The sequence below is a fragment of the Pseudomonas sp. Irchel 3E13 genome (assembly GCF_900187455.1).
Classification (GTDB): domain Bacteria; phylum Pseudomonadota; class Gammaproteobacteria; order Pseudomonadales; family Pseudomonadaceae; genus Aquipseudomonas.
The window spans coordinates 18,815-39,771 of the sequence record NZ_FYDX01000003.1; the positions used below are offsets into that span (position 1 = coordinate 18,815).

The window sequence follows — 20,957 nt, forward strand, 5'->3', positions numbered from 1 at the left end:
CAGGCTTCTCTTCATCAGGTGTGTCCATCGCTCCGGCCTGCCCTTTTAAGGAAGGTAACTTATGCGAATAGACCGTTTGACCAGCAAATTACAGCTGGCGTTATCCGATTCCCAATCCTTGGCTGTGGGTATGGACCATCCTGCCATCGAGCCCGCGCACTTGTTGCAGGCCCTCATTGACCAGCAGGGCGGTTCGATCAAACCACTGCTGATGCAGGTCGGTTTCGACGTGCCCAGCCTGCGTACCGCGTTGAGCAAAGAGCTCGACCAACTGCCGAAAATCCAGAATCCGACTGGCGACGTGAACATGTCGCAGGATCTGGCGCGCCTGCTCAATCAGGCTGACCGCCTTGCCCAACAGAAAGGCGACCAGTTCATTTCCAGCGAGTTGGTGCTGCTGGCGGCAATGGACGAGAACAGCAAACTGGGCAAATTGTTGCTCGGCCAGGGCGTGACCAAGAAAGCCCTGGAGAATGCCATCAGCAACCTGCGCGGCGGCGATGCGGTGAATGACCCCAACGCCGAAGAGTCCCGTCAGGCGCTGGACAAGTACACCGTCGACCTGACCAAGCGCGCCGAAGAAGGCAAGCTGGACCCGGTGATTGGCCGGGACGACGAAATCCGCCGCACCATCCAAGTCCTGCAGCGCCGGACCAAAAACAACCCGGTGCTGATCGGTGAGCCTGGCGTGGGTAAAACCGCCATCGCCGAAGGCCTGGCCCAGCGCATCATCAATGGCGAAGTGCCGGACGGCCTGAAAGGCAAGCGCCTGCTGTCGCTGGATATGGGCGCGCTGATTGCTGGCGCCAAGTTCCGTGGCGAGTTCGAAGAGCGGCTCAAATCGCTGCTTAATGAACTGTCCAAGCAGGAAGGGCAGATCATCCTGTTCATCGATGAACTGCACACCATGGTCGGCGCCGGCAAAGGCGAAGGCTCCATGGACGCAGGCAACATGCTCAAGCCGGCATTGGCCCGCGGTGAGCTGCATTGCGTCGGTGCGACCACGCTGAATGAATATCGCCAGTACATCGAGAAGGACGCGGCGCTGGAGCGGCGTTTCCAGAAGGTGCTGGTGGAAGAGCCGAGCGAGGAAGACACCATTGCCATCCTCCGCGGCCTTAAAGAGCGCTATGAAGTGCACCACAAGGTGGCGATCACCGACGGGGCGATCATTGCCGCGGCCAAGCTCAGCCATCGCTACATCACGGATCGCCAGTTGCCGGACAAGGCCATCGACCTGATCGACGAAGCCGCCAGCCGCATCCGCATGGAGATCGACTCCAAGCCCGAAGTGCTGGACCGTCTGGAGCGCCGTCTGATTCAGTTGAAGGTGGAATCCCAGGCACTGAAGAAAGAAGACGACGAAGCGGCGATCAAGCGCCTGGAAAAACTGACCGAGGAAATTACCCGGCTCGAGCGTGAATACTCCGACCTGGAGGAGATCTGGACGTCGGAGAAAGCCGAAGTACAGGGCTCGGCGCAGATCCAGCAAAAAATCGAACAGTCGCGTCAGGAGCTGGAATCGGCAAGGCGCAAAGGTGACCTCAGCCGCATGGCCGAGCTGCAGTACGGGGTGATCCCGGATCTGGAGCGCAGCCTGCAGATGGTGGATCAACACGGCAAGTCCGAGAACCAACTGCTGCGTAACAAGGTGACCGAGGAAGAAATCGCCGAAGTGGTCTCGAAGTGGACCGGTATTCCGGTGGCCAAGATGCTCGAAGGCGAGCGGGAAAAATTGCTGAAGATGGAAGGCCTGCTGCACGAGCGGGTGATTGGCCAGGATGAGGCGGTGGTGGCGGTGGCCAACGCCGTGCGTCGTTCCCGCGCCGGTCTGTCCGATCCGAACCGGCCAAGTGGTTCGTTCCTGTTCCTCGGCCCGACCGGTGTCGGTAAAACCGAGCTGTGCAAGGCGTTGGCGGAGTTCCTCTTTGATACTGAAGAGGCGATGGTCCGCATCGATATGTCCGAGTTCATGGAGAAACACTCCGTGGCTCGCCTGATTGGTGCCCCGCCAGGCTATGTCGGTTACGAGGAGGGCGGTTACTTGACCGAGGCGGTGCGTCGCAAGCCGTATTCGGTGGTATTGCTCGATGAGGTCGAGAAGGCCCATCCGGATGTGTTCAACGTGTTGCTGCAAGTGCTGGAAGACGGTCGCCTGACCGACAGCCACGGACGCACGGTGGACTTCCGCAATACGGTGATCGTCATGACGTCCAACCTGGGCTCTGCACAGATCCAGGATCTGGTCGGTGATCGCGAGGCGCAACGTGCCGCGGTGATGGATGCGGTGGGCGCGCACTTCCGGCCGGAGTTCGTCAACCGGATCGACGAGGTGGTGGTCTTCGAGCCTTTGGGCCGCGATCAGATCGCCGGTATCACGCAGATCCAGCTCGGCCGCCTGCGCAGCCGCCTGGCCGAGCGCGAGCTGAACCTGGAGTTGAGCCCGGAAGCCATCGACAAGCTGATTGCCGTCGGCTACGACCCGGTCTATGGCGCACGACCACTGAAACGGGCGATCCAGCGCTGGATCGAGAACCCGCTGGCGCAATCGATCCTTGCCGGGCGCTTCCTGCCAGGCACGTCGATTACCGCAACGGTGGATGGCGACGAGATCGTTTTCGCCTGATTTTTCGGCGGGTTGAGAGAAGGCCTCGAAATTCGAGGCCTTTTTTCTTTGCATTTTCTTTCGAGTGCTTGTAAAGTGCGCCCCGCTGTATGTCACCCCAGATTTCCGGCGGTAGAAGAAATCTGAAAACAAGTTGCAAATCAGTAAGTTGAATGCAAATTGAGGGGTTGACAAAGGTTTTGAAGGTTGTAGAATGACGCGCCTCAGAGACATGAACGCAGCGATGCACAAGGTCGAAGAGTTCGAGGCGGTAGTGATACAGCATTCGAAATTGCAGTACTGAAATTGATAGTTCCGCGATAGCTCAGTCGGTAGAGCAAATGACTGTTAATCATTGGGTCCCTGGTTCGAGTCCAGGTCGCGGAGCCAAATTTCAAGCCGGGGTATAGCGCAGTCCGGTAGCGCGCCTGCTTTGGGAGCAGGATGTCAGGAGTTCGAATCCCCTTACCCCGACCATTTTTGGGTCGTTAGCTCAGTTGGTAGAGCAGTTGGCTTTTAACCAATTGGTCGTAGGTTCGAATCCTACACGACCCACCATTTTCGAGTCCGGTTCGCTGGGTTTGGATCTTAAAAGGTTGGAACGCCATTAGCGTCCAGCCACGAAAAAGGCGCCTTAACCGGTGCCTTTTTTTTACCGGGGTATAGCGCAGTCCGGTAGCGCGCCTGCTTTGGGAGCAGGATGTCAGGAGTTCGAATCCCCTTACCCCGACCATATTCAGAAAAAGGGCACCCGCAAGGGTGCCCTTTTTCGTTTGTGCCTCAACCTTTTCCTGTTGCGCTCACGCCCCTGTTTTCCCTAGGGTGTGCGGGCAGGGATAGCACTAAGCCATTAATTCTTCTCGTCGAGCTCACCGCTCGGGCTTTTCCCTGCGCCAACAGCGGCCGTGGCAGGCGGGGAGTCTGCCCGCGTCCGCTTTATTGTCGTTTCCCGACAAATATTGCAGGAGCATTGGCATGACAGGATTTCACACGCGCCGCCGGCACGGCTGGCCGTTTGGCCTGAGCGCATTGGCACTGATGTGCAGCGCCGCAGCGGTACAGGCAGAGCAACAAGCCCGGACCTTTGCCAACCCACCTTCTATCGAGCAGGTCGCACCGACGCTCAAGACAGCCCGCGGCACCTTGCTGATGAAGGCCGAAGCGCCGGCTGGCGCGGTGGTCAATCCTCACGCCGGTAAAGAGCGTCTGCTGAATCTGGTGATCGACTACACCGACAGCACCATTTATGACCCGGCCACCCAGAATTCTGTGCCGGTCCATCTGCGCAGCTACAAAGGCACCGGCGTCGACCCACGCACCCCGTTTGTGGCGCCAACCATCAATGTCACGCCCGGCGATACCGTGCGGATCAACCTGGATAACCGTCTTCCACCGGAAGACAGTTGCACCGCCAGCGATCTGCCCATCAACAAGCCGCACTGCTTCAACGGCACCAACCTGCACTCTCACGGCTTGTGGGTAAGCCCGGCGGGCAACAGTGACAACGTGCTGTTGAAGATCAAGCCGAAGCAGAAATTCCAGTACGAATACAACATCCCGGCGGATCACCCGGCGGGCACCTTCTGGTATCACCCGCACCTGCACGGCTCGACAGCGCTGCAAGTCGGCAGCGGCATGGCAGGGGCGTTGGTGATTCGTGGCGATCGTTTGCCCACCTCGGAGTCCAACGGCGATATCGATACCCTGCTCAAGCCGATCCAGGGCCAGGATTTTGTCGAGCGCCTGGTGGTGCTTCAGCAAATTCCTTACGTGTGCCTCGGAAAGGACGGCAAAACCAAGCGAACCAAAGGCGGTGATGTGGATTGGAGCTGTAGCTCCGGCGAAACGGGTGTGGTGGAGTCCTACGACGCATTCGGGCCGGGCGAGTGGGGTAAGTCGGGTCGTTACACCAGCGTGAACGGCATGGTCCAGCCTACGTTCGAGGCGCGCACCGGTGAAGTGCAACGCTGGCGTCTGGTGCATGCCGGTATCCGCGAAACCGTGACCCTGCAGTTCGTCAAACTCAAGGACAGCGCTGCGTCCCAGAGCCTGGCGGGTGTGGCGGCGGCCGATTCGCAGAAGTTCATTGAGAAGAACTGTAATGGCGAAGTGGTGCCGTACCAGGTCATCGCCGCAGACGGCCTGACCATGGCCAAGGCCCAGAGCAAGGAGCTGCTGACCCTGCAACCCGGCTATCGCAACGACCTGTTGATTGCCTTCCCGGAGAAAGGTCGCTACTGCGTGATCGATCGTTCCGAAGCCCCTGCGGGTAACGTGACCCAGCTCACCAGCGATCACCAGCTGCTGGGCTTTGTCGATGCCGAGGCCGGGCAGGCCGTGACCGACAAGAAAAACCACATCAGCAACGTGCTGATCGCTGCTGCCCAGGCGAACATGCCGGAAGGCCCGGTTCGCGAGCAAGTGGTGGCCGACCTGAAGAAAGACCTTCTGCTGACCAGCTTCGTGCCTCATCGCACCATCGAAGAAAGCGAGTTGGTGAAGGATGTGCAGCAACTGGTGTTCAAGATTGGCAAGAACGACAAGGGTGTCACCGAGTTCGCCATCGGCACCACGGCGGAAAATGCCAAGCCTTACGACCCGGCCGTGGTCAATCGCGAGCTGAAGCTGGGTGATGCGCAGAAGTGGGTGTTGCAATCAGCCGTGGCGGGCCATCCGTTCCATATCCACGTCAACCCGTTCCAGATCCAGAAGATCATCGCGCCGGACGGTGTGACCGATCTCAGTGATTCAGGCGTTGTGGATAACCTCGACAAGGATAATCCCGACGCGCAGTACGCCGGTCTCAAGGGCGTGTGGAAGGACACCCTGTTCGTCAAACCCATGACGGATGACGGTAAGTACTACACGATCTACGTGAACACCCGTTACCAGCGCTACATCGGTGAGTACGTGCTGCACTGCCACATCCTCGACCATGAGGACCAGGGCATGATGCAGAACGTGCGGATTTCGCTGGATGGGACGCCGGGTGACGCGCACGGTGCGCATCACTAGCGTCTAACGATTTTGGGGCTGCATTGCAGCCCCAAAATGCGGATCAGTGCAGTTTCAGGCGCGGCTCGGTTCCCCGGCCAATGCGACTACCAAGCATCAGCATCAAGGTCCGGAACGTCCCGTAAAGCGCCATCTGGTGCATGCGGTACAGCGACACATAGAACATCCGCGCCAACCAGCCTTCCAGCATGACGCTGCCGGTCAGGTTGCCCATCAGATTTCCCACCGCCGAGAAGCGCGACAGCGATACCAGCGAGCCGTAGTCGAGGTAGGTGTAGGTCGCCAGCGGTTTCCCTTCCAGACGAGCCTTGAGGCTCTTGGCCAACAGCGATGCTTGCTGGTGAGCGGCCTGTGCCCGTGGCGGCACATTGCGGTCGCTGCCCGGCTGTGGGCAGGCGGCGCAGTCACCGAAGGCGAAAATGTTGTCGTCCAGGGTGGTTTGCAGGGTAGGACGTACTACCAGTTGATTGATCCGGTTGGTTTCCAGGCCATCGATGTCCTTGAGGAAGGCTGGGGCGCGGATGCCTGCGGCCCAGACTTTGAGGCTGGCTTCGATGACGTCGCCATTGGCGGTCTTCAGGCAGTCGGCGTTGACTTCGCTGACCGAGGCGTTGGTCATGACCGTGATGCCGAGTTTTTCCAGGGTCTTGTGCACCGGCACGCTGATGCGCTCTGGCAGCGCCGGCAGAACTCGCGGCCCGGCCTCGATGATGGTGATGTGCATGTCTTCCGGCTTGATCCGGTCCAGGCCATACGCTGCCAGCTCATGGGCGGCGTGGTGCAGCTCGGCGGCCAGCTCGACGCCGGTGGCGCCGGCACCGACGATGGCGACGCTGATCTTTTCCTTGGCCTGATCGCCAGCGTGGGCGCGCAGGTAGTGGTTCAGCAGTTGCTGGTGGAAGCGCTCGGCCTGCTTGCGGGTGTCGAGGAACAGGCAGTGCTGGGCGGCGCCCAGGGTGCCGAAATCGTTGGTGTTACTGCCGACGGCGATGACCAGGGTGTCGTAACCCAGGGTGCGCGCGGGCAGCAGCTCTCGGCCCTCTTCGTCGAGGGTGGCGGCCAACTGGATCTGTTGGGAGGCACGATCAAGCCCGCTCATGCGTCCGAGCTGGAACTGGAAGTGATTCCACTTGGCCTGGGCCACGTAGTTCAGTTCGTCCTCGGAGGAATTCAGCGAGCCTGCTGCGACTTCGTGCAGCAACGGTTTCCAGATGTGGGTCAGGTTGGCGTCGACCAGGGTAATACTGGCCGTGCCCTTTTTACCCAGGGTCTTGCCCAGGCGGGTCGCCAGTTCCAGGCCGCCGGCGCCGCCGCCGACAATCACGATGCGGTGAGTCATGGAGATATCTCATAAGGTTTACGGAATTCGGGTCCTGACTGGCCGGCCGCGTGGGGCGGGCGAAGTGGGCGAGCGCAAGGCAGCTCATAGCACCAACAAACTCAGGAGGCGGCTCACCAGCCCCAGTACCACGGTCACGCCCACGACCAACGCAAGGAGCAGCCAGGGCCGGAAAGGCTTGCGCTCGACTTGGTGTTGGGGGGCTTGCAGGTACTGATCGACACGTCGCTGGTCTTCGGGGGTCAGGCGGCTGGTCATGATGGCCTCGGCAGGTAGACGCTTGGAGTTGTGGGAAAGCTACAGGGTTCACTGTAGTCGCTTGCCACTGGCGTACCTGCCGGCAAAAGCTCGCATCAATAGCGAATGATTGCGCTTTGTATCACCGGCGCCGGATTTATGCCATCCCGCTTTAGCAGGAGGACGGATCAGAGGCTGATGCCAACGTCGAAGACAATGCTGCGCCCCAGGTTGCCGCGCAGGAAATCGGGCGCGTCGGGGTGGGCGAAGATCACCCGGGCGAAGGTCGGGCCGACCAGAGAGAGGGAGCGCCAGCCTTGGCGCAGGTACTCGGTGGGCGGCGGGAAGTGGCTGTTGAGGTCGAGGGTTTCGCGCTTGAGGCTGGCGAAAGCAATGATGTCCAGCTCACCCAGGTCCAGCCCGCGCTCGCGGTAGTTATGGGCCTTTTTCCGCAGGGTGGGGGCCAGCCGTTGCAGCAACTCGGGCGCGCCGATGCGCCGTGGGCGAGCTTCGCGACGGACCAGTTGCGACAACGAAAACGCGCTGCGCCGACGCTGCAGTTCTTCGCGCCATTCGTCGTTCAGGCGACGGCCCTCGTCCAGCACGAAAAACACCTCGAACGCCGCGTCGCGGAACAAAACGTCAGGCGGCTCCTGGCCGGCGGCGGTGAAATCCTCGCTACGGTAGGGGATGTTCAAGCCTTGCAGCAGGCGTTGGCAGACCCAACGCTCGCGTTCCCATTTGCGGGCATTGGAGAGAAACGCATTGGCTTGTTCGGCCTGAATGGTGAGCAGGCGCAGGTAGTCTGAGTCATCCATAGGAAACAAGCTTAGCGTCCAATTCCGCTTTGAGGGAGCAAGTGGCTGATTCTGGTCGGTTTTAGCTGCGCCAGCGCAGGGAACGCCGGCGAGCCGGGTGTAGACTGCCAGAATCCCCCGTGAAGAAGGGCTGCCTGCCGTGATTGGTGCACAACTGCTGTCGGATCTGAGCCTGAGCCTCGGCTGGATCATCTTCGTGCCGCTGCTGGCCTGGGCCGTGGCGAGTACCCGTTGGGTCGAGCTGTTCACCGACAGCCGGCGCCAGCACCTGTTTCTGGGCACGGTGTTCGCGTTGTTTGCGCTCTGGCTGGTACGGCGGGATTTCGAAACGGGCCTGTCCTACCACTTCATCGGCATGACCGCCGTTACCCTGCTACTGGACTGGCCATTGGCCGTGCTCGGTGCGTTCATGGCGCAGATCGGCCTAGTGTTGCTGGGTCGCCAGGATCTGGCGGCAATGGGCGTCAATGGCGTGCTGCTGATCGGCCTTCCGGTGCTGGTCACTGAGGTGTGCGCGATGCTTGTGGAGCGGGCACAACCACGCAATTTGTTCGTTTATATCTTCTGTTCGGGATTCTTTGCCGCGGCGCTGTCGGCGTTGGTGTGCCTGCTGGCAAGCCTGGGCGTGCTGTGGCTGGATGGGCGCTTCGTGATGCCGGTGTGGCTGGAGGACTTTATCGGCTACCTGTGGCTGGTGCTCTTCCCCGAAGCTTTTATCAACGGGATGGTGGTCAGCGCGCTGGTGGTGTTCTGCCCGGAATGGCTGGAGACGTTCAACAGGACCCGCTATTTGCAGGCCCCGTGGAAGGATGACGGACCGGAGCCTTAATGCGGCTCGCGCGGGTCGAATTCGCCGGAGAACAATTCGTCCTCGGCATCCGGTGCGACCGGAATCTTGTGCTCCTCGGCGGCCCAGGCGCCCAGGTCGATCAGCTTGCAGCGATCGGAACAAAACGGTCGGTTCGGGCTAGTAGCGCTCCATTCGACAGGGGCGCCACAGGTTGGGCAATCAACGTTCAGCGGCTGGCTCATGCTCGGCCTCCTCGCAAAGTCAGGTAAAAGTGGTGCAGGCGGTCGACTTCCGAATGCAGCCAGGCCAGGTCGCGGTCATTGACCAGCACATCATGGGCATGGCGCAGGCGCTCTTCGCGGCTGGCCTGTGCCTTGAGGATGGCCTGGACCTGCTCCGGGCTGGTCTGGTCGCGCAGCAGGGTGCGTTCGATCTGCAAATTCTGCGGCGCGTCGATCACCAACAGGCGGTCGGTACGCTGGTACTGGCCCGACTCGACCATCAATGGCGAGACGAACACGGCGTAAGGGGATTCGGCCTTGGCCAGGTAGCTGAAAATCTCCTGGCCGATCAGCGGATGCAGCAGGGCTTCCAGCCAGCGGCGTTGTTCCGGGTCGGCGAAGATCAGCTCGCGCAGCGCGGCGCGATTGAGCTGGCCGTCTTCCAGCAGGACGCCGGGTCCGAAGCGCTCGACAATGCTGGCCAGTGCCGGACGACCGGGTTCGACCACCCAGCGGGCGGCCTGGTCGGCGTCCACCAGGTGCACGCCCAGCTCGACGAAGCGTTGCGCGGCTGCGCTCTTGCCGCTACCGATGCCTCCGGTGAGGCCGAGAATCCAGGGAGTGAAAGCGGGCGTTGTCATCAAAATCCAGCGAGATGCAGATAGGAAGTGGTTATTTGACCACCCCAGAGCAGTGCGATCCAGCCTGTCACAGCCATATAGGGGCCGAAAGGTATCGGCGTGCTGGCGCGTTTACCGGCCAGACGCAACAGGACCAGGCCGAGAATGGCTCCCAGCAACGACGAAAAGAACAGGATGAACGGCAGAATCTGCCAACCACCCCAGGCACCGAGCAGTGCCAGCAGCTTGAAGTCGCCATAGCCCATGCCTTCCTTGCCGGTGATCAGTTTGAACAGCCAGTACACCGACCACAGGCTGACATACCCGATCACCGCGCCCCACAGCGCCTGTTCCAACGGCACGAACAGTCCGAACGCATTGACGATCAGCCCTAGCCACACCAACGGCAAAACCAGCGCATCGGGCAGCAGTTGGTGTTCGATGTCGATCAGGCTCAGCGCAAGCAGTCCCCAGCTCAACAGCATGAACGCCGCCGCGCTGGCGCTGAAACCGAAGTGCCAGGCGGCAAACAGGGTCAGCCCGGCGCTGGCCAGTTCGGTCAGGGGATAGCGGAGGCTGATGTGCGCTTTGCAGCCGGAGCAGCGACCGCGCAAGAACAGGTAGCTGATCAGCGGTATGTTTTGCCAGGGCCGGATGCGCTGCTGGCAATGCGGGCAGCGCGAAGGCGGGAGAAACAGGTCGAAACGCTCGCTCGGCTGCACCGGCAGCGCCAGTGCCTGGCGGGCGTCGTCGCGCCATTGGCGTTCGAGCATCAGCGGCAGGCGATGGATCAGCACATTGAGGAAGCTGCCGACGATCAGGCCCAGCAGCAGGGCGCTCCCCAGATAGGCCAGCGGCTGGCTGGCGAGGGTGTCCCACAGGTTCATGTTCAGATCACGTCACCCAGCTGGAAGATCGGCAAGTACATGGCAATCACCAGGCTTCCGATCAGAAGCCCCAGTATCAGCACGATCACGGGTTCGAGCAGGCTGGTGAGGTTTTCGATCAATTGATCAATGGCCTGTTCGTGGTGGTTGGCGATGCGTTCGAGCATATCGTCCAGCGTGCCGGATGTCTCGCCGATACCGCACATCTGTACGCAGAGGTTGGGGAACAGCGGATTAGCGCGCATCGCTGCGCTCATCGAGAGGCCATTGCCGAGGTCGTGGCGCAGGCGAAGAATCGCCTGTTCGTACAGCGCGTCGCCGCAGGCTCTGGCCACTGGCCCCAAGGCTTCGACCAAGGGAATGCCCGCCGCGAAGCAGGTGCATAAGGTCCGCGCGAAGCGGGCCAGCGCCGCGTGCTGCAGCAGGGTGCCGACCACGGGCAGGCGATGGCCGATACGCAACAGCCACAGGTGGAATTTCAGATGACGGCGGAACGCCTGCTGCACCGTGACGCCGCCGGCCAACAGCAGGGTCGCCATCAGCAGGATGTGATTGGACAGCCAGTCGGCCAGGCCAATCACCATCAAGGTGAACGCCGGCAGCTCCGCGCCCATGCCGGCGAACAGCACTTCGAACTGCGGCACCACCTGAAGCAACAGCAGGCTCGACACCCCCAAGCCCACCATTAGCACCAGCAGCGGGTAGATCATTGCCTTCTTCATTCGCGCCCGCAGGGTGGCGCGTTTTTCCTGGAAGGTCGCCAGTTGCTCCAGCAGGGTATCCAGGCGCCCGGAGGCTTCGCCGACCGCCACCAGATTGCAATAAAGCGTGTCGAAGTAGCGCGGGTGCTTGCGCAGGGCTTCGGCCAGGCTGTGGCCGGCGCTGATGTCGCGCTTGAGGGTGTGCAGCAGCGTGATCATGCGGGTGTTCTTGCTGCCCTCGGCGATGATGTCCAGGCCGTGCAGCAGAGGAATGCCTGCCTGGAACAGGGTCGCCAGGTGGCGGCTTAACTGGGTGAGTTGCGCCGCGCTGATCTGCCGCGAGAACTTCAATGTCGAGACGCGGCGCGAATGGTGGATGCGAGTGGTATGGATGCCGCGTTTGCGCAGCATGGCCTTGATCAGCGCCGGGCTTTGCCCATCGCTGCGGCCGCTGACCCGGGCGCCGTTCCGATCGACTCCCTGCCAGTTGTAGGTTCTGGTTTTCATGGTTATGGCGACGTCCTTGTAGCAAATGGCCAAACACAATTTCCGTAACAGCTCCAGCCGGCAGTGCTTCCCGGCCCGCACTAGAGTAGTCGAGCCGCCCCGGCGGTCCTGCCTGGCAGGGTGACAAAAGGTGTCGGCTCGGGCCTACTGGCGCGCCTGTCGGCACAACCGACCGATATGACTTGAAGTTTCAGTAATTGGGGAATGCATCCATGAAGGAGCAACGCGGGATTACATTGATCGAGCTGATGATTGTCGTGGCGATCATTGGCCTGTTGGCGACTATCGCCATGCCGCTCTACACCAACCACCAGGCACAGGCCAAAGCCACGGCTGGCCTGGCCGAAATCAGCGCGCTGAAGACCGGTTTCGAGGTTCGACTGACACAGGGGGCGGATATCGCCAATGTCACGCAGATCGGCGGCCAGGAACGCACCGCGAACTGCACCATCAGCGCCACGGCGGTAGCCGCCAGTGGCACTGGCAGCATCGCCTGCACCCTGGTGGATGCACCGGCGCCGGTACTCGGCAAGACCCTGACCCTGAACCGCTCGGCCACCGGCTGGACCTGCAGCACCAACATCGGCACCGACCAGGCGCCGAAAGGGTGCGAGGCGAAGGATCAATAGCCTTATTAAACAGTAAATTGCGTAAGGCTCACGGCAGTGGTAGCGTTGGCGCCACGCCGGTGTAGCTCAGTCGGTAGAGCAGCGCACTCGTAACGCGAAGGTCGCAGGTTCGATTCCTGTCTCCGGCACCAGAAAAACCAAAGGCCTACAGCGATGTAGGCCTTTTTTGTTTCTGGAGCGGGCAGGCATGGGGCTGGCAAACGTCTGGGCTGCCTTCCTGTGGATGCATTTCGTTGCCGAGCAGATTTGCTGCCATGCAGCGACAGTTCAGTGGATTCGCTAAGGCACAGATCCCATCACCACAAACTGATATTCGTTCGAAGCGAAGCCTATTCAAAACCATCTCAATGGTCAGGTTTGTAATATTTTGAAATGAATTCAGTCATCTCACTGAATCGCAACCTTTTTCCTGGCAGAACTACCGTTCGTCGGCTCAAGACCACGCCCCGCATCGCTTTCACCCAGCGAAACCGGCGACTAATCAGGAAGTATTAATACTAAGTGAACGTACGAATTGTCCGGCGTGGATCCAATTTTTCGGCTACAAATTCACCCCAAATGGAACCTGTATTCGCCAAGGTCAGGCTGTTCGACTCGCAGTGTGTGTATTTCCAAGGGGTTTTGTTCACGCTCCGACACGCATTTCAATGACGGATTCGCCTGATCCACGAAGGAGTCACACGTGGACAGAAGATTCGCCAAAAAAGCCTTTACCGCTCGTTTCGCTCCGCTGCCTCTGGCAATCAGCCTGGCGGCGGCCGGTGTGGTTTCCGGCCTCTTCAGTCCCGAGGTGTTGGCGGTGTGTGACACGCCGGCGCCCGGTGCCACCATCAACTGCACAGGCACCACTGTCGGGCTGACCACCGGCGTCAACAACCTCACGGTCAACGTGCTCACTGGCGCGGTTGTCAACGCGCCGCTGCTGGGCACGGCACTGAACCTCACGGGTAACAACTCGCGGCTGACCAACTCTGGCCTGATCGACCCATCGTTGCTGGGCACCGTGTCCGGATTGACCACCGGCGTAACGATGGGCAACGCGAACAACAGCATCGTGGTGGTCACCAACAACAACACCGGGATTATCCGCGGCACTTCCGGTCTGCTCGGTGCTTCGCTCGTCGGCCTCACCGGTATCGGCTTGAGCGTGCAGAACGGCGCGGCCGGTACTACTACCGTCACCAACAACGGCACCATCGAAGGGATGCCATTGGTAGGGGTATCGATCCTCGCATCGGATATTCCATTGATTGCGCTCTGGGGCGGCTCCAAGGCGGTTTTCACCAACAATGGCACTATCACGGGCCGGGTTTCCTTCCAGGGGACCTCCACCGGCAACGTGTTCACTAACACCGGGATCCTGAGCGGCAGCCTGTCCATGGGCACCGGCGGTGGCGCCAACCGTTTCAATGCCATTACCGGGTCGCTAGTGAGCGCCGGTGGCGGGGTCGGGATAGCGCTGCCGGTGCTGGGGCTGACCATCGGCTTTGCCGGCGCGGGCATCGTCGATGGCGGTACGGCCACGACCGCCAACACCCTGGCGTTGCAGAACGCTGTCGGTGGTGGCTCAGGTACCGGCGGGACAGGGACGATCAACGGCAACAATTACCTGCACTTCAACAACCTGATCGTCGACAGCGGAACCTGGGCGCTGTCCGGCCTGTTGTTCAATGGTGCCACCACACCGACCGTCCAACTCAACGGCGGTTTGCTGAACGTCACTACCTCGGCGCTGGGCAGCGCCTCGGTGACCGCCAATGGGGGCGGGCTCGGGGCTTCGGACATCGGTGTGGTGATCGGCAACACCATCACCCTCGGCACCAACGGCCTGACGGTATCGGGCAACAACAACCTGACCCTGTCCGGTGTGCTGACCGGTGGGGGAGCGCTGAGCAAGACCGGGCTCGGCCTGCTGACCCTGAGCGGGGCCAACGACTACACCGGTGGTACCACGATGAGCCAGGGCGGCCTGGTTCTCGGCAACGTGGGTGCCCTCGGCACCCAGACGCTGACGGTCACCGGCGCCAGCAGCCTGCAGAACGCTACGACGATGAACCTGGCCAACGCCATCCTGCTCGACGGCGGGGCGCTCAGCCTGACCAACACCGCTGCGCTGACCCTCGCCGGCGCGGTCAACGGGACCGGCTCGCTGATCAAGAACGGCACCGGCGACGTGACCCTCAGCGGCGCCAACAACTTTAGCGGTGGCCTCAGCCTCAATGCCGGCAAGCTGATCCTGGCCAATGCCGGCTCCGCCGGTTCGGGCACCATCACCGCCGTCACTGGCGCGGCCCTGGACACCAGTTCCGCCCAGACCCTGACCAACCTGGTTCAGCTCAACGGCAACCTGACCCTGACCGGCAGCAACGATCTGACCCTGGGCGGGAAAATTTCCGGCTCCGGCGGCCTGATCAAGAGTGGCTCCACCAGCCTGACCCTGAGCGGCAACAACGATTTCACCGGCAACACCGCCCTCAACGGCGGCAGCCTGATCCTGCAAAGCAACACTGCACTGGGCACTGGGCAACTGAGCCTGGGCGCCAATGCCTCACTGGATGCCAGCGGACAAGCCATCACCAACGCGATCAACCTGGGCACCCGCACCCTGACCCTGACCAATGCCACCGCCACCAGCCTTGGTGGCGCGATCACCGGCACCGGCGGCGTGATCAAGAGCGGCGCTGGGGACCTGACGCTGAGCGGTGCCAACACGGGCTATTCCGGCGTCATGCAACTGACCAACGGCAAGCTGATCATCGGCAACAACGCCGCGCTGGGTACTGGCAGCTTGCGCACGTCCGCCAACACCACCCTGGACACCGATGCCGCGCGCTCGATCAGCAACCTGGTCATCATGCTCGGTAATACGACCGTTGCCGGCAGCAATGATCTGACCCTGGGCGGCTCGATCTCTGGCGGCGGCTTCAGCCTGACCAAGAACGGCTTGGCCACGCTGACCCTCAACGGCTTCAGCACCTTCAGCGGGGGTACGATCCTCAACGCTGGCACCTTGCGCGTCGGTTCCAGCGGCGCGCTCGGCATCGGAGCACTGACCACCGCGGCCGGCACCACCCTTGATGCCAGCACCGCAGTGACCCTGGGCAATATCGTCAATCTGGGGGGTGACCTGAGCATCGGCGGCACCGCTAACCTCGGTCTCAGCGGCACCCTCAGCGGCGCCGGTGGTTTGATCAAGAACGGCAATGCCGACCTGACGCTCAGCGGTAACAACAACTTCCTGGGCAACACTCAACTGAACGCCGGACGCCTGGTGGTCGGCAACGCCGGCGCCCTCAGCCAAGGCGCGTTGATCGCGGCCAGCGGCACCACGCTGGATGCCAGTACCGCACTGACCCTGACCAATGCCGTCACCGCGAACGGCGTGCTGAACATCGGCGGCACTTCCGATCTGAACCTGTCGGGCGTGATCGACGGAGCCGGCGGACTGGTCAAGAACGGCAGCGCCAACCTGACCCTCAGCGGGGTGAACACCTACCTGGGTGGCACTACCCTGAACGCCGGGACCCTGACCCTGGCCAGCGCGGCCGCGCTGAGCAGTGGCGACCTCACCGTTGGAGGGGGCTCGACACTGGTGGGCGTCGGTCCGCTGACGCTGGGTAACGCCATTCACCTCAACAGTTCCTTGACCACCGCGGCCAGCGGCTCCCTGACCCTCGGCGGCGTGATCGACGGCGCCGGCAGCCTGACCAAGGCCGGGACCGGCACCCTGCTGCTGACCGGCAACAACAGCTATGGCGGCGGCACCCTCCTGAGCAGCGGCACCCTGAACCTGGGCTCCAACACCGCGCTGGGCACCGGTACGCTGAGCACGGCCAATGGCACCTCGCTGGACACTACCGGCGTCCTCAGTGTCGGCAACAATCTCAGCGTCGCTGGCACACTGAATCTCCTCGGCAGCAATGACCTGACCCTCGGCGGCGGCATCACCGGCACTGGCGGTCTGACCAAAGCCGGCAACGCCAGCCTGACCCTGAACGGCAACAACGCCTACCTGGGCAACACCAACCTCAATGCCGGCACCCTGGTGCTCGGCAGCAGTACCGCGCTGGGCTTCGGCATCCTGAATACGGCGGCGGGCACCGCGCTGGATGCCAACGCGGCCGTGTCCATCAACAATCAGGTCAACCTCGGCGGCAACCTGGCTGTCGGCGGTAGCGCCAACCTGGGCTTGAACGGCATAGTCAGCGGCGTTGGCAGGATCACCAAGGACGGCGCGGCCACCCTCACGCTCAACGGTGCCAACACCTACACCGGCGGGACCGTGCTCAATGCCGGTGTCCTCCAGGTGGGCAACGCCCAAGCGCTGGGGAGCAGCACGCTGATCGTCAGCGGCGCCTCGACCCTCGACAGCGGCACGGCGCTGAACATCGGCAACCGCCTCAGCCTCGGCACTGACCTGACCATCGGCGGCAGCAACAACCTCGGCCTGACCGGCGTGATTTCCGGCAACGGCGGCCTGATCAAGAACGGCGCGGCCGACCTGACCCTCAGCGGCGTCAACACTAACCTCGGCAACACCGTGTTGAACGCTGGCAAGCTGATCGTCAGTAATGCCGCCGCGCTGGGGCAGGGCGCCCTGATCGCGGCGGCCGGCACCACGCTGGATGCCAACACCGCCCTGGCCCTGGCCAACGCGGTCACCCTCAATGGTGCGCTGAATGTCGCCGGCACGTCCGACCTGACCCTGCAAGGCGTGGTCGACGGCAGCGGCGGCCTGATCAAGAACGGCAACGCCAACCTGACCCTCAGCGGCGTCAACCTCTTCCAGGGCGGCACCACCCTGAACGCCGGCACCCTGACCATCGGCAACGGCCTGGCCCTGGGCAGCGGCGACCTGACCATCGCTGGCGCCGCCAACCTCGCCAGCGCCGGCGCTCAGTCCATCGCCAATGCCATCCACCTGAATGCCGGCCTGACCCTGCCGGGTAGCGCCAACCTGACCCTCAACGGCGCCATCGACGGCGCCGCCGGCCTGACCAAGACCGGCACCGGCAGCCTGATCCTGAACGGCGCCAACACCTACGCCGGCGGCACCGTTCTCAGCAGCGGCAACCTGGTGCTCGGCTCCGCCACCGCGCTGGGCAGCGGCACTCTCAGCGCGACCAATGGCGGTTCGCTGGACGCCAATAAAGTCCTCAGCGTCGCCAACGCCATCGATGTCACCGGCAACCTGAATGTGCTGGGCAGCAACGACCTGACCCTCAGCGGCGACATCGCCGGCAGCGGCGGTCTGACCAAGTCCGGCGGCGCGACCCTGGTCCTGTCGGGCAACAACAGCTACCAAGGCAACACCAGCCTCAATGCAGGCATCCTGAAACTGGGCAGCAGCACCGCGCTGGGCCTGGGCACCCTGAACACCGCGGCGGGCACCACCCTGGATGCCACCACCGCGCTGGCGATCAGCAACCTGGTCAACCTGGGCGGCAACACCGCGATCGGCGGCAGCGCCGACCTCGCGCTCAACGGTGTGGTCAGCGGCACCGGTGCCCTGACCAAGCAGGGCACCGCGACCCTGAGCCTGAACGCCGCCAACACCTACACGGGTGGCACCAACCTGCTGGGCGGCACCCTGCAACTGGGCAACAGCCTGTCCCTGGGCAGTGGCGCGCTGAACGTCAACGGCGCCGGCACCCTCGACAGCAACACCGCGATCAACCTGGCCAATCAGGTCAACCTCAACGCGGCCCTGACCATCGGCGGCAGCGCCGACCAGACCCTCAGCGGCGTCATCGGCGGCAATGGCAGCCTGATCAAGGCCGGCGCGGGCAACCTGACCCTGACCGGCATCAACACCTACGCCGGCGGCACCACCCTGGCGGCGGGCACCCTGACCCTCGGCAACGCCTTGGCGCTGGGCAGCGGCGCGCTGAAGCTGAACGTCAGCGGCGCGGCCAACCTGGACACCACCTCGGCATTCGCCCTGGGCAATGCCGTCACCCTGGGCGCCAACCTGACCCTGGTCGGCCACAGCGACCTGACCCTCAACGGCGTCATCGACGGTGCCGCCGGCCTGGTCAAGACCGGCGCCGGCAACCTGACCCTGAATGGCGCCAACAGCTACCTCGGCGGCACCACCCTGGCCGCCGGCACCCTGACCCTCGGCAACGCCGCGGCGCTGGGCAGCGGCGCGTTGAACGTGACGGGCGCGGCGACCCTGGACAACAGCGCGGCGTTCGCCTTGGGCAACGCCCTCGTCCTGGGCGCGGACCTGACCCTGGCCGGCAACAACAACCTCAACCTCGGCGGTGTCATCAGCGGCACCGGCGGGCTGGTCAAGACCGGCCTGGCCGACGTGACCCTGAGCGGCGCCAACACCTTCAGCGGCGCGCTGAACATCCTTTCCGGCAGCCTGACCACGGTCGGCACCGGGGCGCTGGGCAACACCTCGCTGGTCAATGTCGGCGCCGGCGCCAGCCTCAACCTGGGCGCCAGCGGTAGCGTCGGCAGCCTTGGCGGCAGTGGCGGGATCAACCTCGGCAGCGGCGCCAACCTGAGCGTCGGCACCGGCGATCTCAGCGGCGTCTTCAATGGCGCGCTGAACGGCAATGGCGGTCTGATCAAGGTCGGCAACGGCAGCCTGGAACTGGCTGGCGTCAACGTCTACACCGGCAACACCCAGGTCAACGGCGGCGTGCTGAACGTCAGCGGTTCGCTGGCCAGCGGCCTCGTGCAGGTCAACAGCGGCGGCACCCTGACCGGCAGCGGTTCGCTGGCCGGCGCGGTCACCGTGGCCGATGGCGGTCACCTGGCCGCCAACAGCGGCGCCAACCTGAGCCTCGGCTCGCTGGTGCTGAGCGGCAACTCCAACCTCGATATCGGCCTCGGCTCGCCATCCACCGGTGGCAGCCCGCTGATTACCGTGGGCGGCAACCTGACCCTCGACGGCAACCTCAACGTCAGCGACATCGGCGGCTTCGGCGCCGGTATCTATCAGGTCATCAACTACACCGGCACGCTCACCGACAACGGCCTCGTCCTCGGCAGCCTGCCGAGCGGCGTGCTGCCAGGCGACCTCGAAGTGCAACTGGCGATCGCCAACCAGGTCAACCTGCTGGTGGGCGGCGCCAACGGCAGCGTGCTGTTCTGGGACGGCACCGGCCTGGTCGGCGACGGCACCATCCAGGGCGGCAACGGCGTGTGGGATGCGCTCACCACCAACTGGACCACCGTCAACGGCACCGGCAACCGTGACTGGAGCAGCAACTTCGCGGTGTTCCAGGGCGCGGCGGGCACGGTCGCGGTCAATGGCACCCAGACCGTCACCGGTCTGCAGTTCGTCACCGATGGCTACGTACTCAACAGCGGTGTGGCGGGCCAGTTGAATCTGGTCAACAACGACAGCGGCACGGCCACCGTGCGCGTCGATCCGGGTCGCACCGCGACCCTGAACCTCGGCCTCACCGGCAGCGGCCTGCTGAACAAGGCCGACAGCGGCACCCTGGTGCTCAACGGCAACAACAGCTACACCGGCGGCACCCGTCTCAGCGGCGGCACCCTGGTGGTGGGGAACAACTTCGCGCTGGGCAGCGGCCTGCTGACCACCGCCAACAACACCACGCTGGACAGCAACACCGCGGTCACCCTCGGCAACAACCTGAGCCTCGCGGGTGTGCTGAACATCGCCGGCAGCAACCCGCTGACCCTCGCCGGTGCCGTCAATGGCAGCGGCAGCCTGGTCAAGAACGGCGCCGGCAGCCTGACCCTCAATGGCGCCAACGGCTATGTCGGCGGCACCACCCTGAATGCCGGCAGCCTGGTGCTGGGCAACAACCTCGCCCTGGGCAGCGGCACGCTGCACGTTGCCGGCGCCGGCACGCTGGACAACAGCGCCGCGCTGACCCTGGCCAACCTGATCGACCTGGGCGCGACCCTGACCCTGGTCGGCAGCAACGACCTGACCCTCAACGGCGGCGCCAGCGGCGCGGGCGGACTGATCAAGAACGGCGCGGGCACGCTGACCCTGAACGGGGTCAACGCCTATACCGGCGGTACTACCCTGGCCGCTGGCGGCCTGGTCCTCGGCAACGGCGGCGCGCTGGGCAGTGGCGCTCTGAATGTCACCGGCGCGTCGACCCTGAGCAGCGGCAGCGCGCTGGCGCTGGCCAATGCCGTCAACCTCGGCGCCGACCTGACGCTGCCGGGCAGCGCCAACCTGACCCTCAACGGCGTGGTCAACGGCACCGGCGGCCTGAACAAGACCGGCACCGGGACGTTGGTGTTGAACAACAGCAATGCCTATCAGGGCAACACCACGCTCGCGGGCGGCACCCTGGTGGTCGGCAGCAACGGCGCCCTGGGCACCGGCCAACTCACCGCGAGTGCCGGCACCACCCTCGACAGCAACAGCGCCGTAACCCTGGTGAACAATCTCAACGTTCTCGGCGGCCTGAACATCGGCGGTAGCAATAACCTGACCCTGACCGGTCTTATCAACGGCGCTGGCGGCCTGATCAAGGAGCGCTCGGTTCCGCCACTGCCCTGGGCAGCGGCAAGCTGACCGCCGCCGGCGGCACGCTGGACAACACCACCGCCCTGACCCTGGGCAATGCGCTGACCGTCACCGGCAA

12 protein-coding genes and 5 tRNA genes are annotated in these 20,957 nt (G+C 63.2%); 10 read left to right on the forward strand and 7 right to left on the reverse strand.

Annotation, left to right across the window (positions count from 1 at the left end; genetic code table 11):
- The first annotated feature begins 61 nt into the window (after positions 1-61).
- The 6 genes from clpB (at position 62) to CKW37_RS04950 (ending at position 5,620) form a co-directional block, all read left to right on the forward strand.
- Positions 62-2,626, forward strand: coding sequence for an ATP-dependent chaperone ClpB (gene clpB, locus CKW37_RS04925; protein WP_095154406.1), 2,565 nt, complete (start codon positions 62-64; stop codon positions 2,624-2,626).
- Positions 2,627-2,919: 293 nt separating this feature from the next.
- Positions 2,920-2,995: transfer RNA gene (locus CKW37_RS04930), tRNA-Asn, on the forward strand.
- A gap of 10 nt (positions 2,996-3,005) precedes the next feature.
- A tRNA-Pro gene (locus tag CKW37_RS04935) sits at positions 3,006-3,082 on the forward strand.
- A 5-nt stretch (positions 3,083-3,087) separates the two neighbouring features.
- Positions 3,088-3,163 (forward strand) — tRNA-Lys (locus CKW37_RS04940).
- 98 nt (positions 3,164-3,261) lie between these two features.
- Positions 3,262-3,338 (forward strand) — tRNA-Pro (locus tag CKW37_RS04945).
- 242 nt (positions 3,339-3,580) lie between these two features.
- Entirely contained in the window at positions 3,581-5,620 is a 2,040-nt protein-coding gene (locus CKW37_RS04950; RefSeq protein ID WP_256587687.1) for a multicopper oxidase family protein, read from the forward strand.
- A gap of 43 nt (positions 5,621-5,663) precedes the next feature.
- On the opposite strand, the gene CKW37_RS04955 is transcribed toward CKW37_RS04950, so the two are convergent.
- The 3 genes from CKW37_RS04955 to CKW37_RS04965 all read right to left on the reverse strand — a co-directional run bounded on the left by CKW37_RS04955 (position 5,664) and on the right by CKW37_RS04965 (position 8,014).
- Complete coding sequence (locus CKW37_RS04955) at positions 5,664-6,959, reverse strand: NAD(P)/FAD-dependent oxidoreductase (protein WP_095154408.1); 1,296 nt, start codon at positions 6,957-6,959, stop codon at positions 5,664-5,666.
- Positions 6,960-7,043: 84 nt separating this feature from the next.
- Entirely contained in the window at positions 7,044-7,217 is a 174-nt protein-coding gene (locus tag CKW37_RS04960) for a DUF3094 family protein (protein ID WP_095154410.1), read from the reverse strand.
- 167 nt (positions 7,218-7,384) lie between these two features.
- Positions 7,385-8,014, reverse strand: coding sequence for a DUF1780 domain-containing protein (locus CKW37_RS04965; protein ID WP_095154412.1), 630 nt, complete (start codon positions 8,012-8,014; stop codon positions 7,385-7,387).
- A 139-nt stretch (positions 8,015-8,153) separates the two neighbouring features.
- Between CKW37_RS04965 and CKW37_RS04970 the strand changes: the two genes are divergently transcribed.
- Entirely contained in the window at positions 8,154-8,843 is a 690-nt protein-coding gene (locus CKW37_RS04970; protein WP_095154414.1) for an energy-coupling factor ABC transporter permease, read from the forward strand.
- Here CKW37_RS04970 and yacG read toward each other — a convergent pair.
- The 4 genes from yacG to CKW37_RS04990 are packed head-to-tail and all read right to left on the reverse strand — an operon-like array spanning position 8,840 to position 11,740.
- Positions 8,840-9,046, reverse strand: a complete 207-nt coding sequence (gene yacG / locus CKW37_RS04975; RefSeq protein WP_095154416.1) for a DNA gyrase inhibitor YacG — start codon at positions 9,044-9,046, stop codon at positions 8,840-8,842. The genes CKW37_RS04970 and yacG overlap by 4 nt on opposite strands.
- Positions 9,043-9,666 (reverse strand): dephospho-CoA kinase, encoded by a 624-nt coding sequence (coaE, locus tag CKW37_RS04980; RefSeq protein WP_095154418.1) that lies wholly within the window; start codon positions 9,664-9,666, stop codon positions 9,043-9,045. The genes yacG and coaE overlap by 4 nt, the downstream gene beginning before the upstream one ends.
- Positions 9,666-10,532: an A24 family peptidase gene (locus CKW37_RS04985; RefSeq protein ID WP_095154420.1), complete on the reverse strand. Its 867-nt coding sequence runs from the start codon at positions 10,530-10,532 to the stop codon at positions 9,666-9,668. Before CKW37_RS04985 ends, coaE begins: the two co-directional genes overlap by 1 nt.
- Before the next feature lie 2 nt (positions 10,533-10,534).
- Positions 10,535-11,740 (reverse strand): type II secretion system F family protein, encoded by a 1,206-nt coding sequence (locus tag CKW37_RS04990; RefSeq protein WP_095154421.1) that lies wholly within the window; start codon positions 11,738-11,740, stop codon positions 10,535-10,537.
- A 212-nt stretch (positions 11,741-11,952) separates the two neighbouring features.
- Between CKW37_RS04990 and CKW37_RS04995 the strand changes: the two genes are divergently transcribed.
- The 3 genes from CKW37_RS04995 to CKW37_RS05005 all read left to right on the forward strand — a co-directional run bounded on the left by CKW37_RS04995 (position 11,953) and on the right by CKW37_RS05005 (position 20,887).
- Positions 11,953-12,369, forward strand: coding sequence for a pilin (locus tag CKW37_RS04995; protein WP_095154423.1), 417 nt, complete (start codon positions 11,953-11,955; stop codon positions 12,367-12,369).
- Between the two features lie 55 nt (positions 12,370-12,424).
- Positions 12,425-12,500, forward strand: a tRNA-Thr gene (locus tag CKW37_RS05000).
- Between the two features lie 551 nt (positions 12,501-13,051).
- Entirely contained in the window at positions 13,052-20,887 is a 7,836-nt protein-coding gene (locus CKW37_RS05005; protein WP_095154425.1) for an autotransporter-associated beta strand repeat-containing protein, read from the forward strand.
- Positions 20,888-20,957: the final 70 nt, after the last annotated feature.